Genomic DNA, 13,382 nt, shown 5'->3' on the forward strand with positions numbered 1-13,382 from the left:
ATGCCGGAACGTTACGATCACCCTACAGTAGTTCAAGCAAACGAGTTATCAGATAGGATTATTGAATGGCGGCGCCTGTTTCATCAACATCCCGAACTCAGTTTTCAAGAGTTCGGGACCTCAAAATTTGTTGCTGAAACGCTAAAGAAAATTGATGGATTAGAGGTTGAAACGGGTATTGGTGTAGAAACGAGTGTCGTAGCCACATTAACGCAAGGCGTGGGCCCTGTGATTGCCATCCGTGCGGATATGGACGCACTGCCAATTAAGGAAGAAAACACCCATCATTTTAAATCAGAAAATGAAGGAATCATGCATGCATGTGGTCATGATGCCCACACATCTATATTACTTGGTACAGCCCATCTTCTTGCAAATAAATTTAAAAAAGAAGAGTTGAAAGGAACTATTAAATTTATTTTCCAACCGGCTGAGGAAAGTACGGATGACAAAGGCCTATCAGGTTCGCCGTACATGGTTCAAGCCGGTGCTTATGACCAAGTAGATGCTGCGATTGCCCTTCATATGTGCCCATGGCTTCCTGTTGGGGCAGCACAAGTGAACGATGGATACAGCATGGCTAATGTCGATGTGTTTTCGGCGAAAATTTTTGGAACAGGTGGTCATGGCGCCTATCCAGAACTTGGAACGGATCCCATCTGGATGCTCGGGGTTGTCATGCAAGCATTGCATGGAATCGTTGCTCGTAAAATACCAGCATTGGAAGCTGGAGTCATCAGTATTGGTCAGATCCATGCGGGGACGGCAAGCAATATTATCCCAAATGAAGTGAATATCTCAGGAACGATTCGCAGCTATACACCAGAGGTCAGGGATTTATTGAGTGCCGAATTAAATAAGGCTCTCTCTGTGGTTGAATCGTTGGGTGGAAGTTTTACGCTCGATGTCGAAAGAGGAGAGCCGGCTTTATTCAATGATACTCGTGTGAACAGTTACTTATTAAAATCGATAGAAGAAATGTATCCAGAGTGCCAAATTGTAAGGCGTCCCTTTGGGATGGGCGGTGAAGATTTCGGCTATGTGACACAAAAGTTACCGGGAGCATTATTTTTCCTTGGAAGCGGCACAGCGGATGGAATCAAAAGAGATTTACATACTCCCATCTTTGATATTGATGAAAACAGCCTAGCGATGGGTGCAGCTATTCTAGCACAAACTGCTGTCCATTTTTTAAAAGATGAATCTAATTCACCAGTTAATAAGGAGGGAAAGGCACATGTCTCATAAACTAGCTTTTATCGGATTTGGTGTAGTTGGTCAAGGGTTAGCAGAAATTCTGCTTGATAAAAAAGAAGAATTGAAACAAAAAGAAGGCTTTGAAGCAACTGTAGTTGCTATTTCCGATTTTCTGAAAGGTTCCATCTATCATCCCAATGGTCTGGATTTAGAGGTCGTATTGAAAACCTTAAAAGAAACCGGGAATTTGGAAAACTATCCGCAGTCACCAGGATTAATCACTGGATGGAACAGCCTGCAAACGATTGTTGGTACAAATGCAGATACGATAATTGAAGTGTCATATACCGATGTAAAAACTGGCCAGCCGGCGATAGATCATTGCAAAGCCGCATTTGAAAGTGGAAAAAATGTTGTCATGACAAATAAAGGTCCGGTAGCTCTTGCTTATAAGGAACTATCAGAAATTGCTGAGAAGAATGGTGTTTATTGGGGATTTGAAGGCACCGTTATGAGTGGGACCCCATCTTTAAGAATGCCTATTGTTACTTTGGCTGGAAATGAAATTAAAGAAATTCGCGGTATTCTAAATGGTACGACCAATTATATCTTAACGAAAATGGAACAAGAAGGTGTCACCTATGAAGCTGCCTTAAAAGAGGCACAGGCGCTTGGCTATGCGGAGGCGGATCCAACTAGTGATGTGGAAGGTTATGATGCAAGATATAAAATTGTCATTCTAGCGAACTATGTCATGGGTATCCCGTTAAGCGTTGAAGATGTTTCTTGCAAGGGAATTACTGAGATTACATTAACCGACATTGAAGAAGCAAAGGCAGAAGGAAAACGATGGAAGCTGCTGGCTAAAGTCAAAAAGGAAAACGGAACGATTATTGCTTCCATCGCACCAGAAAAGGTGGATATCACGGATTCCTTAGCATCCATTGGCGGCGCAGTCAATGCGATTACATATGAGTGTGATTTACTAGGACCTGTCACACTAAGCGGGGCGGGAGCCGGAAAAACAGAAACAGGATTTTCACTTTTAATAGACTTGATTAATATCAACCGTGAACGTAAACCCGTAACTGTGTAAGGAATGGAACTTCCCTATGCTCAAGACGGAACCTGACAATTCTCAGGAGTCACTAATTAACGTTAATAAGAGAAGGGCGGGAATGATTATGTCAGTTCAAATGGCAGGAAAGAAGATGCTGCTTGGTGGAGAATGGGTGGGGCGTGACCAGATTATTGAAGTGCGTGATCCACAAGATAACAGCTTAATAGATACCGTTCCAGCTGCATCAGCTGAAGATATGATTCGCTGTATTGAGGAAGCTAAGGAGGGTGCAAAGCTTGCCGCAGCCATGCCCGTCCACGAGAGAATGAGAATCCTCAATGCAGCAGCGGATTATATTGAAATGCATCGAGAAAGATTCGCTGTTACCATCTCAAAAGAAGGCAGTAAAACAATCAGGGAAGCAACCAAAGAAACAACTAGATGTATACAAACCTTAAGAATCAGTGCAGAAGAGGCAAGAAGAATTAATGGTGAAACGATCTCCTTTGATCAAATGCCAGGAAGTGAAAACCGAATCGGGTATTACTATCGCTTCCCAATTGGTATTATTGGCGCAATCACTCCGTTTAATGATCCATTAAACCTTGTTGCACACAAAGTAGGACCAGCGATCGCATCTGGTAACGCCATTATCGTGAAACCAGCTACGGTGACTCCACTAAGTGCCCTATTGCTTGCCGAAGCCTTTGCACATGCAGGACTTCCTCCGAAAGTTTTATCCGTCATAACAGGTTATGGGCATGAGATAGGGGATGTTCTAGTAACCCATCCCGCCATACGAATGATTTCCTTCACCGGAGGACTGGAAGCGGGGGAAAACATCGTTCGAAAAGCAGGGTTAAAGAAAATTAGTATGGAGCTTGGATCCAATTCCCCAGTGATCGTATTGGAGGATGCTGATCTAGAAGAAGCAGTCGAATCAAACGTGTCCGGTGCGTTTTGGGCAGCGGGTCAGAATTGCCTTGGTGTGCAGCGTCTCTATATTCAAGAGAGCGTCATGTCTAGTTTTCAAAAAAAGTTCGTCACTCGTACGGAGCAATACATTACAGGTGATAAACAAGTACAAGAAACGGATATGGGTCCGCTAATTAATGAAAAAGAAGCGAAGCGCGTGGAAGCTTTAGTGAATGAAGCCATCGAAAAAGGGGCCAATCTTTTAACGGGCGGTCATCGCAAGGGTGCTTTTTATACTCCTACTGTCCTAACCAATATTCCTGAAAATTGTAGAATCGCTAACGAAGAAATTTTTGGACCGGTAGTTCTTCTTTATCCGGTACAGGACTTAGACCACGCCATTCAAGAATCTAACCGAGTTGATTTTGGTCTGCAGGCGGGGATTTTTACTAAAAATATTGAAAAAGCCCATCAGGCGATTGCGCAAATGGACGTTGGCGGCATTATGATTAATGACAGCAGCGACTATCGGATTGATGCCATGCCGTTTGGCGGAGTGAAAAAATCTGGATTAGGCAGAGAAGGAATAAAGTTTGCCATCCAGGAAATGACCGAACCAAAGGTTGTGTGCTTTAAGTTGTCTACCGAACATTTTAGATAATCCATCTTGAGAATATGGGGGTTTTTTGATGTCATTTTCAACAATTGAGTATAAGGAAAGAATCAGAAAAACAAAAGAGAGAATGATCCAAAAGGGAATTGATGTCCTTCTTATCACGGATCCAGCCAATATTAATTACCTATCTGGCTATGATGGATGGTCATTTTATGTCCATCAGATGCTCGTTCTAATCGTTGATGAAGATCAACCAATGTGGATTGGGCGAGAAATGGATGCTAATGCAGCAAAGGTAACCACATGGCTCTATCGTGATAATATCATTCCTTATCCAGATGAATATGTGCAATCGGAAAGTAAACATCCGATGGATTTTGTCGCAAGTATTTTAAGGGAAATTGGTCATGATAATCGCTCCATTGGTGTTGAAATGGAAAACTATTACTTTTCAGCTAAGTGCTATGAACAGCTGAAAAAAGGTTTAGTGAATGCCACTTTTACAGATGCCACCTTACTAGTAAATTGGGTGCGCCTCATAAAGTCGGATGCTGAAATCGCATATATGAAAAAAGCTGCAATCATCGTTGAAAAAGCAATGCAGGCTGGCATCGAGTTGATTCAGGAGGGTATCAGAGAGTGTGACGTGGCTGCAAAAATTTTCTATACGCAAATCACAGGTACCGAGGAATTTGGCGGTGATTATCCTTCCATTGTTCCTTTGCTGCCTTCAGGTGAAAAAACTTCTACTCCGCATTTAACTTGGACCGATGACCGTTATAAAGATGGGGACGCTGTTATTTTAGAATTAGCGGGTTGCTATAAAAGATACCATTCGCCATTGGCACGGACCGTTCAAATTGGAAAACCGAAGCCTGAAATGGAAACCCTTTCAAAGGTTGCCGTCGAAGGGATCAATGCTTGTTTGGAGATGATCCGTCCAGGTATTGCTTGTGAAGAAATTGAAGAAACTTGGAGAAAAACGATTGAAAAAAGCGGCTTTGTAAAAGAATCGCGTCTAGGATATGCGATGGGTCTGAATTATCCACCGGATTGGGGCGAGCATACAGTGAGCATACGAAAAGGGGACAAAACGATTTTGCAGCCAAACATGACTTTCCACCTCATTCCAGGATTGTGGCTTGATCATTATGGCTTTGAAGTAAGTGAGTCGATTCGAATCACAGAAAACGGCTGTGAAACCTTTGCCAATCTTCCAAGGAACCTGACATTAAAGGAATTTGTTTAGCGAGTGGAATTTAATAAAGGGGATGGTGCATGTATGAAGAAGGCTACAATGGCGACTGCAATTGGCAATCTTGTTGAATGGTATGAATACGGTATTTATAGTTATACTGCAGCAATTATCGGATCCCAGTTTTTTCCGGAAGGGAGCGGTACAACTGCTTTACTTTACGCTTTTGCGGTGTTTGCCATTTCGTTCTTCTTTAGACCATTGGGAGGCTTGATTTTTGGATCAATTGGTGATCGCTTGGGTAGAAAGAAGATATTGGTCATAACAATTATGCTTATGTCACTGTCAACAGCTGCCATTGGTCTGGTTCCACATTATGGAACCATTGGTGTAACGGCAACAGTGTTGCTTATCAGTCTACGGATTGCCCAAGGGTTGGCTGCAGGCGGGGAATATACAGGTGCTTCTGTTTTTATGAATGAGTCTTCTCCTTCAAATCGCCGGGGACTATTCACTAGTTTACTTGAATCAGGTTCATTGTTGGGTTATATCATCGGATCTGTTTTTGTCGCTATTCTTACTTCTATTCTAAGTACTGAAGATATGGCAAGTTGGGGCTGGCGGATCCCATTTATTTGTTCACTGCCATTAGCGTTAGTAGGTATGTACGTCAGAACGAAAATTGATGATACGCCAACATTTATAAAAATGAAGGAAGAAAACACCTTGTCAAAGAATCCTCTCAAAGAGATGTTCTTAACAGCACGAAAACCTTTAGTTATCTCATTTTTAGTAGTGGCGTTCGCAAATGGAGCTTATTATACATTATTGACCTATCTTCCATCTTACTTTGAGACGCAAGTCGGTTTATCGAGTATGGAATCAATGATTGTTACTACGCTAGGAATGGTATTAATGCTCATTCTTATTCCAATATTTGGTGTAATGAGCGACCGGTATGGAAAAAAGCCTTTTCTATTATTGTCATCTGGATTAACGATTCTAACAGCCATTCCAATCATTGCTTACGTTTCTAGTGGTGCACCATCAGGCCCATTGGTTGGTTATTTTGCTTTAGATGTAATCGTTGCTATTTTTATAGGTGTTTTCCCATCCACACTGCCAATGTTGTTTCCAAATCGAGTACGAAACACGGCATATGGAGCTTCCTACAATGTTTCAACAGCCATCTTTGGAGGGGGAGCGCCTCTTATCATTACTTCATTACAAACATCGACAGGGAATAAATTAATGCCTGCATTCTTCTTAATGGGTACGGCATTAATGGCGATAATCGCTATCATGAATTTGCCGAAAGCTATTAATAACTCAACTAAAATTGATAGTGATACTTCAATTGAAAAAACTAAAATCATTTAATAGGAATTTCATTTCCTATCTAGTAAAATCTTTTCAGTTTGCGTAAATTAAATAATCGACCTCCGCTGGAATCTGATTAAGGAGTAGGCGGAGGTCTTTTTATTGCAAGTGTCTGGCTGCTCCATTGGATATACAACCCGAATAATGGACTTTTTTAAGTGTAAATTATTCGGGTGATCTTTATTGTTTGGGGGATAAACACAAATTTCTCAATATGTAGTGAGGTTATATGGAGGGTGATTTGGTGGCAAAAAATAAATTTTGCCACCAACTTATCAGCAGTTTCGCAATTAGTTATTTTTCTTCTTTCCCTTTGGGCCTTTCTTTTTGTTTTGATTATTTTGAGCTTGAGAGTTGGCTCCATCGGCTTGAGCTTGAGAGTTGGCTCCATCGGCTTGAGCTTGAGAGTTTTCCCCATCAGCCTGAGCTTGAGAGGTTTCCCCATCAGCCTGAGCTTGAGAGTTTTCCTCATCAGCTTGAGCTTGAGAGTTTTCCCCATCAGCTTGAGCTTGAGAGTTTTCCTCATCAGCTTGAGGTTGAGAGTTTTCTGCATCAGCTTGAGGTTGAGAGTCTTCACTAACAACTTGAGATTGTGTGTTTTCTGCTTCAGTTTGAGCTTGAGCGTTTTCTTCAGCTTGAGCTTGAGATCCTTCTCCTTCAGTCTGAGATTGATTTTTCTGGGCTTGTTCCTTATTATTTTTATTGTGTTTTGGCAAAATAAACACCTCCTTTTTTGTTTCTAGGTGCAAGAGTAATATCGATCACTCCTGTACCTGATCATAAATTCATAAACTTGCTATGATTAGTAGCTTACTATTTTATATGCATCTTCTAATATAATATTGCGGGCGAGTCTCACTGATTAATCTGCCAATTTTTCCAATTCTGGTATCAAGATAGTAAGCGTCAATAATCCTCCCCTTATAATAGATAGGAGCCTGAAATATAATGTAAGCATTTATTTTTGATTTCTTCTTTCCTATTGTTACTATAGTAATATTCTCTCTAGGGAAAGGAATGATAAAATGACAACTATTCAAATACCTTTATCTGTCTTAAATTTAGCACCAATTCGAAAGGGGCAGAACCCAAGTCAAGCGATTGAATCAATGGTGGAACTTGCACAAGCGGTTGAAACAATGGGCTATCAACGTTATTGGATTGCAGAACATCATAATACTGCTACACTTGTGAGTTCAGCTACATCTATTTTGATTAAACATGTGTTAGAGCATACCAAAAGCATTCATGTAGGTTCTGGCGGGATAATGCTGCCAAATCACTCTCCGCTTGTGGTAGCTGAACAATTTGGCACTCTAGCAACTATCTATCCCGATCGCGTTGACCTTGGACTCGGGCGGGCACCTGGTACAGATATGATGACGGCAAACGCCTTAAGACGCTCGAAAAATGATTCAGTTTACACCTTCCCGGATGATGTAAAGGCCTTGCTTACATATTTTGGCCCAGCAGAACAGCAAAGTTATGTCAAAGCCTATCCTGGTCTTGAAACGAATATACCTATATATATCCTAGGATCTTCAATAGATTCCGCATATTTAGCAGCAAGCTTGGGTCTTCCGTATGTATTTGCCTCCCACTTTGCACCGAGATACATGGAAGAAGCGATCTCTATCTATCGGAGTCGATTCCAGCCATCTGAATATTTGGATAAACCATATATGATGGTTTGTTTAAATGTTATTGCTGCCGAAACAGATGAAGAAGCCCAATTTTTATCGACAACAATGCAGCAATTTTTCCTCAATGTCGTTCGTGGGACGCAAAATCCATTACAGCCGCCAGTTGAAAGTCTGGATGAGATTTGGACCCCGATGGAGAAAGAAATGGCGGCAACGAAGCAAAGTGTGACATTAATCGGAAGTAAGGAAACTGTCCGCCAACAGTTGACAGCATTCCAAGAGAATTATCACGTCGATGAAATCATGGCGGTATCGTATATTTATGACACAGAAAAACAAAAACGTTCGTATGAAATATTGAAAGAAGTAGTTGACGGTAGATAATGAAAATAAAAAAGACCAGAAGAGACATTTTATCTCCTCTGGTCTTTTTGTTGTACAGAAATCTTAATTATTTTCTGATTGGAATTTAATCATAAACTCTTTGAATGCCTGGCAGGCTTCCACTGGTACCGCATTATAGGCTGATACTCGGCATCCGCCAATGGAGCGGTGTCCGTTTACGCCGACAAAGCCTTCCTGTTTCGCTTCCTCAAGGAATTTCTTTTCTAAGTCTTTTGATGCTAAGTTGAATGTAATATTCATGAGAGAACGGCTTTCTGGTGTGGCATGACCAATATAAAAACCATTACTAGCGTCGATTGTATCGTAAATTAAGTTCGCTTTTTTCTCATTCAGCCTCGCAATGGCATCCAAACCGCCCAATTCACACGCCCAGTTTAATACCTCTCCAAGCATATAAATACCAAAAGTCGGCGGTGTGTTATACAAAGAATTATTTTTAGAGTGGGTGCTGTACTTTAACATCGTTGGGATATTTGTGTTTGCTTGTTCAAGGAAATCCTTGCGAATAATCACAACGGTTACGCCTGAAGGGCCAAGGTTTTTCTGGGCACCAGCATAAATGAGCGCAAACTTACTGACATCAATTGGCTTAGACAGAATATCACTTGACATGTCAGCGATTAATGGAACATCACCAGTATCTGGGAAGTTCTTCCATTGTGTACCATAAATCGTATTATTTGAAGTTACATGGACATATGCGTCAGATGAATGGTACTGCAATTGATCGATGGCAGGAATGCTGCGGTAGCTGCCTTCTTTCGTAGAAGCCGCATGGTAAACTTCACCAAATAGTTTTGCCTCGGTGAAAGCTTTCTCTGACCAAGAGCCAGTCATGACATATGCCGCTTTTTTACCTGTTTGTAAAAAATTCATCGGTACCATTGAAAACTGAAGACTAGCGCCCCCCTGCAAGAAGAGTACTTCATGCGTATCAGGAATAGACAGAAGCTCCTTTAAGCTGACAATCGCCTGATTATGTACCTCTTCATAAGCTTTGCTGCGGTGACTAAGTTCCATGACGGACATGCCCGTACCTCGAAAATCTATTAGTTCTGCCTGAGCTTTTTCTAGAACAGAAATGGGTAATGCAGAAGGGCCTGCATTGAAATTATAAGCACGTTGGACTTGCAGTTTCATTTTTATCACTCCATTTTTTCTTTTCTATGACTATACCACACATATAAATTTCCGAAAATAATTTTAATTGTGAAATAGTGAATTTTTAAATATTTTTTTCAAAATAACAAAAAGAAATAGGATGTCATTTCCAAAAATCCTATTTCTTCTCATCAGCTTATTTCCTTTATTTTTTGATTACTATGAGACCAGATAACGACAGGAATAAGCAAAAGGGAAAGAATTGCTCCAGCGAATGAAAGCCCTGCGTAACTTGTTTGTGCGACCACCATTCCGGATAGGGCTCCCCCAGAAGCCCCTGCTAAAGCAATTAAGACATCTACCGCTCCTTGGGTTTTGGCACGTGTTGAGGGATGAGTGGAATCGACGATTAATGCAGTCCCACTTATTAATCCAAAATTCCAGCCAAGTCCAAGCAAGGAAAGCGCGACGATTAAGAGAAGCATGGAATCTGAAGGAGCGCTGCCTGCTAGTAAGCCCGCCGAAAGAAGTGTAGCACCAGAAGCGATGGCCATTGCGGTTCGACCGACTTTATCCACGAGAATACCTGTGATGAGAGAAGGAAGATACATCGCGCCAATATGGAAGCCGATGACCATTCCAACCTCTCTTAGACCATGACCATGATGTTTCATATAAACAGGTGTCATCGTCATGATTGCGGTCATGACAATTTGCGTTAACACCATAATGGTTGCTCCGACAACGATTCCTCGTTTATTCATTGCAAGATTACTAGATTGCTTCTCAACAGGATCACTCTTGTCGATGACCTCCCGATCTGCAAGGGCGTTGGCAACAATCAAAGGATCTGGCCGTAGAAAAAATAGAAGGACTAATCCTGCCAGTAGAAAGGCTGCAGCCCCTAAAATGAAAGGACCAGCAAGAGCAGGGACACCAATAGAGATTGCAAATCGGCCCATGACGTCCACCAAGTTTGGTCCTGCCACTGCCCCAAAGGTCGTTGAAACCATGGCGATACTGACAGCGGTCGCTCGCTGTGTGGGCTTGGCTAAGTCTACCCCTGCATAGCGTGCTTGTAAATTTGAAGCAGATCCCGCACCGTATACAAGGAGTGATGCAAAAAGAAGAAAGATATTACTAGTAATGGCCGAAACAATGACTCCAACTGCACCAATCCCGCCAGTCAAAAATCCTCCTGCAAGACCAATGCGACGGCCAAATCGTTGGGAGGCACGACCGATTAGCAGCGCTGCTCCTGCCGAGCCAAACGTTAACAATGCTGCCGGAATCCCTGCATAACTGTCCGTCCCTAACATTTCTTGGGCAAGGAGTGCACCAACAGTAATACCAGCAGCTAGTCCAGCCCCACCAAAAATTTGTGACATGACGACAATGAGCAATGTCCGGCGATATAACTTTTGCTGCTTTTCTGGTGAATCGACGTAGTTTTGCAACCAAGCTGGTTTTGAATTTTTTGGATTATTTGACACACTTAAACCTCTTTCTTTTTAAAGGTTGATATTTGTTTTTTATTTTAACAAGAAAGAAAAGCAGTTTATATAGAATAGTGTCGAAAAATTCAAAACTTGTTCACGCTTATAATTCATATAATTCCAGTTCTAATCATTTATTTCTGTTTATACTCAGCATCATATGAATTTTCACCGGCATGAACTGAAAGCAGTGTGTCCGCATAACCAACGAGCCGATTGACCAGTTCATCTGCAATCGCGTAGACGAGCAGGTGAGCATCAGGTTTATGTAGCACTGGATCGTCAATAATCACTGTAGTATTAATAAAAATTTCTCGATTTCCGTATAGATTATAATGAATCATGGTTTTTCCAGCTGCCCCGCCTGATCGTGGATCTGAGTAGCAGGGCAAGAAAAGATACCACTCTTCAGCAGTTGCAGAACGGAAATTTTTTGTGAAAGTCATGCCATGGATTACTCGTTCAATTTCTTGTTGTTTCTCGGGTGAAACTGCTTCAATAATTTTGTCTGTCATAATGGTCTCCTCTCGCATTTTTATTTTGCCCAATTTACTACGGATAGTAAAAACTATAAATTTCCATCTAGCACATTCTTTGTTAAGGGAACAATACTTGTTGAGGTGAGATAGGATGAAACGTGATGAACCACGTGATTATATAACGATTCAGGATACCCAAGGGAATCTTAAAGATTATGCTGTTGAAGCATTGTTTGATATGGAGGATGAATCCTATGCGTTATTAAAGGCTGAGGATGAAACCATCGTTATGAAAATAGAAGGAGAGGAAGGGAATCAAGATTTAGTGGGTATTAATGATCCTTCCGAAAGTGAAGCGATATTGGATGCATACCAAATCGCCGTGGAACATGCTCCAGCAGAATAAAACAAAAGCAGCGAAAGGTACCTCCAGAAAACCGAGGGCCTTTCGCTTGATTTTTTTTCAATAGTAATTAAAACCAAGATAGATGATATAAATGATGATAGCAGTCATTGCGATTATCCAGACAAGAAAAACTGGATTTAATAAATAAGGATGTCTTTGTGTGCCTTCATTAATTGGAGTATCAAATTCTCCTGATTTAGTACTTACCATTCTTCCAGTACCCAACGTAACAACTAAACCGATGATTAAGACTAACAAGACAATTCCGGCCAAAATCAGATGCCAATTATTCATGAGAACCCCACCTTTTTTATCATATAATTTGAGAAAATGTGGCGAAATATACATAACTAGGTTTAAATTTCTTCAACTAAAAAAAAGCTGAAAAAGGGTACATTCCCTTTTTCAGCTTTTTTTAGTTTAGGTCCGTTAATTCTGATGAATGAACCAATTGTATATTATGTATACTATCGACTTCCTTAATTTCACAGAATCCTGAAGTGTACTTATAAAGGATTAAATATTTCTTGCCATTGTAAAGAACATACTCCATTTTATCTCCATCCCTTGACAATATTTATATTATTTTATATAAGTCGTACAGAGTAATCTATGAAGGTTATTTAAAGATTATGTAAATTTTTTTTGAAGTTCAAATAGCAGCTCATTCAAGAATATAATCTATTAGAATGATTATGGTAAGATATTGTTGTTAGCATGTTAAGGGGGAAAAATTATGAACAAAAAACCAGTTATCGGCATTACGGGTGCCTATGTAAAACATAACGAATATATGGAAGGTGTCTATGTGCACCATGATTATCATAAATGTGTTGCTGCCAATGGAGGAATACCTGTCATTCTTCCTTACATTAACCCTAAGATGGCAATAGAAACGCTCGCCTTATGCGATGGACTCATTCTCAGTGGAGGAGAGGATGTCGATCCGAAACTTTTTGGACAGGATCCGCATCCACACTTGGGTCCAACTACACCGGAGCGGGACGTGGCAGAGATTGCGATGGTGAAATACGCGCTTGAAAACAATATTCCGATCCTTGCCATTTGCAGAGGCGTTCAGATTTTGAATGTTGCTCTTGGCGGTACGTTAATCCAGGACATCCCGAGTCAAGTCAAGGAACCCATTCAACACAACCAGAAAATTGATAGAAGTCGAGATACTCACTGGGTGACCATCGCCACCGATAGTAAATTATTCGAAATGGTCGGTTCTGAACGAGTACGTGTGAATAGTCTCCATCATCAAGCCATTGATAAGGTGGCCAATGACCTTCGAGTTGTTGCCCAGTCATCCGATGGGATTGTTGAAGCAGTGGAGTATATCCATCCAACCACCTTTACGGTCGGTGTTCAGTGGCATCCTGAATCAATGGCGAGTACAAACCATGAAATGAACAATTTATTCAAAGATTTTATTAACAGTATAGTTAAGGTCCCAGCTTCTGTCTAAGGGGAAAGGAATTGAATA

At 41.1% G+C, this 13,382-nt stretch carries 13 protein-coding genes; 8 read left to right on the forward strand and 5 right to left on the reverse strand.

Features of this window, described 5'->3' with window-relative positions; all coding sequences use genetic code 11:
- From COJ96_RS11265 to COJ96_RS11285, 5 genes are all read left to right on the forward strand, one after another.
- Nucleotides 1-1,248: a M20 metallopeptidase family protein gene (locus COJ96_RS11265; protein WP_098573070.1), complete on the forward strand. Its 1,248-nt coding sequence runs from the start codon at nt 1-3 to the stop codon at nt 1,246-1,248.
- Complete coding sequence (locus COJ96_RS11270) at nt 1,238-2,293, forward strand: homoserine dehydrogenase (RefSeq protein WP_098573072.1); 1,056 nt, start codon at nt 1,238-1,240, stop codon at nt 2,291-2,293. The genes COJ96_RS11265 and COJ96_RS11270 overlap by 11 nt, the downstream gene beginning before the upstream one ends.
- 88 nt (nt 2,294-2,381) lie before the next feature.
- Entirely contained in the window at nt 2,382-3,833 is a 1,452-nt protein-coding gene (locus COJ96_RS11275) for an aldehyde dehydrogenase family protein (RefSeq protein ID WP_098573317.1), read from the forward strand.
- 28 nt (nt 3,834-3,861) lie between these two features.
- Complete coding sequence (locus COJ96_RS11280; protein ID WP_098573074.1) at nt 3,862-5,037, forward strand: M24 family metallopeptidase; 1,176 nt, start codon at nt 3,862-3,864, stop codon at nt 5,035-5,037.
- 33 nt (nt 5,038-5,070) lie between these two features.
- Complete coding sequence (locus COJ96_RS11285; protein ID WP_098573076.1) at nt 5,071-6,363, forward strand: MFS transporter; 1,293 nt, start codon at nt 5,071-5,073, stop codon at nt 6,361-6,363.
- 290 nt (nt 6,364-6,653) lie between these two features.
- Here the strand turns inward: COJ96_RS11285 and COJ96_RS11290 are convergent, their stop codons facing one another.
- Nucleotides 6,654-7,079 (reverse strand): hypothetical protein, encoded by a 426-nt coding sequence (locus tag COJ96_RS11290; RefSeq protein WP_098573078.1) that lies wholly within the window; start codon nt 7,077-7,079, stop codon nt 6,654-6,656.
- A 309-nt stretch (nt 7,080-7,388) separates the two neighbouring features.
- Between COJ96_RS11290 and COJ96_RS11295 the strand changes: the two genes are divergently transcribed.
- Complete coding sequence (locus COJ96_RS11295; RefSeq protein WP_098573080.1) at nt 7,389-8,390, forward strand: LLM class flavin-dependent oxidoreductase; 1,002 nt, start codon at nt 7,389-7,391, stop codon at nt 8,388-8,390.
- A 63-nt stretch (nt 8,391-8,453) separates the two neighbouring features.
- Here COJ96_RS11295 and serC read toward each other — a convergent pair whose 3' ends face one another.
- The 3 genes from serC to COJ96_RS11310 all read right to left on the reverse strand — a co-directional run bounded on the left by serC (nt 8,454) and on the right by COJ96_RS11310 (nt 11,523).
- Entirely contained in the window at nt 8,454-9,551 is a 1,098-nt protein-coding gene (serC, locus tag COJ96_RS11300; protein ID WP_098573082.1) for a 3-phosphoserine/phosphohydroxythreonine transaminase, read from the reverse strand.
- A gap of 152 nt (nt 9,552-9,703) precedes the next feature.
- Nucleotides 9,704-11,005: an MFS transporter gene (locus COJ96_RS11305; protein WP_257148488.1), complete on the reverse strand. Its 1,302-nt coding sequence runs from the start codon at nt 11,003-11,005 to the stop codon at nt 9,704-9,706.
- A 137-nt stretch (nt 11,006-11,142) separates the two neighbouring features.
- Entirely contained in the window at nt 11,143-11,523 is a 381-nt protein-coding gene (locus tag COJ96_RS11310) for a hypothetical protein (RefSeq protein ID WP_098573084.1), read from the reverse strand.
- A gap of 115 nt (nt 11,524-11,638) precedes the next feature.
- Between COJ96_RS11310 and COJ96_RS11315 the strand changes: the two genes are divergently transcribed.
- Nucleotides 11,639-11,893, forward strand: a complete 255-nt coding sequence (locus tag COJ96_RS11315; protein ID WP_098573086.1) for a DUF1292 domain-containing protein — start codon at nt 11,639-11,641, stop codon at nt 11,891-11,893.
- A 57-nt stretch (nt 11,894-11,950) separates the two neighbouring features.
- Here the strand turns inward: COJ96_RS11315 and COJ96_RS11320 are convergent, their stop codons facing one another.
- The gene (locus COJ96_RS11320; RefSeq protein WP_098573088.1) at nt 11,951-12,187 is read right to left on the reverse strand and encodes a hypothetical protein; all 237 of its coding nucleotides are present in this window, start codon (nt 12,185-12,187) and stop codon (nt 11,951-11,953) included.
- 442 nt (nt 12,188-12,629) lie between these two features.
- On the opposite strand from COJ96_RS11320, the gene COJ96_RS11325 reads away from it, so the two are divergent.
- A complete protein-coding gene (locus COJ96_RS11325) occupies nt 12,630-13,364 on the forward strand; it encodes a gamma-glutamyl-gamma-aminobutyrate hydrolase family protein (RefSeq protein WP_098573090.1) in 735 nt (244 codons plus the stop codon).
- Nucleotides 13,365-13,382 lie beyond the last annotated feature (18 nt).

This window comes from Bacillus sp. AFS073361 (assembly GCF_002567005.1).
Taxonomy (GTDB): domain Bacteria; phylum Bacillota; class Bacilli; order Bacillales; family Cytobacillaceae; genus Neobacillus.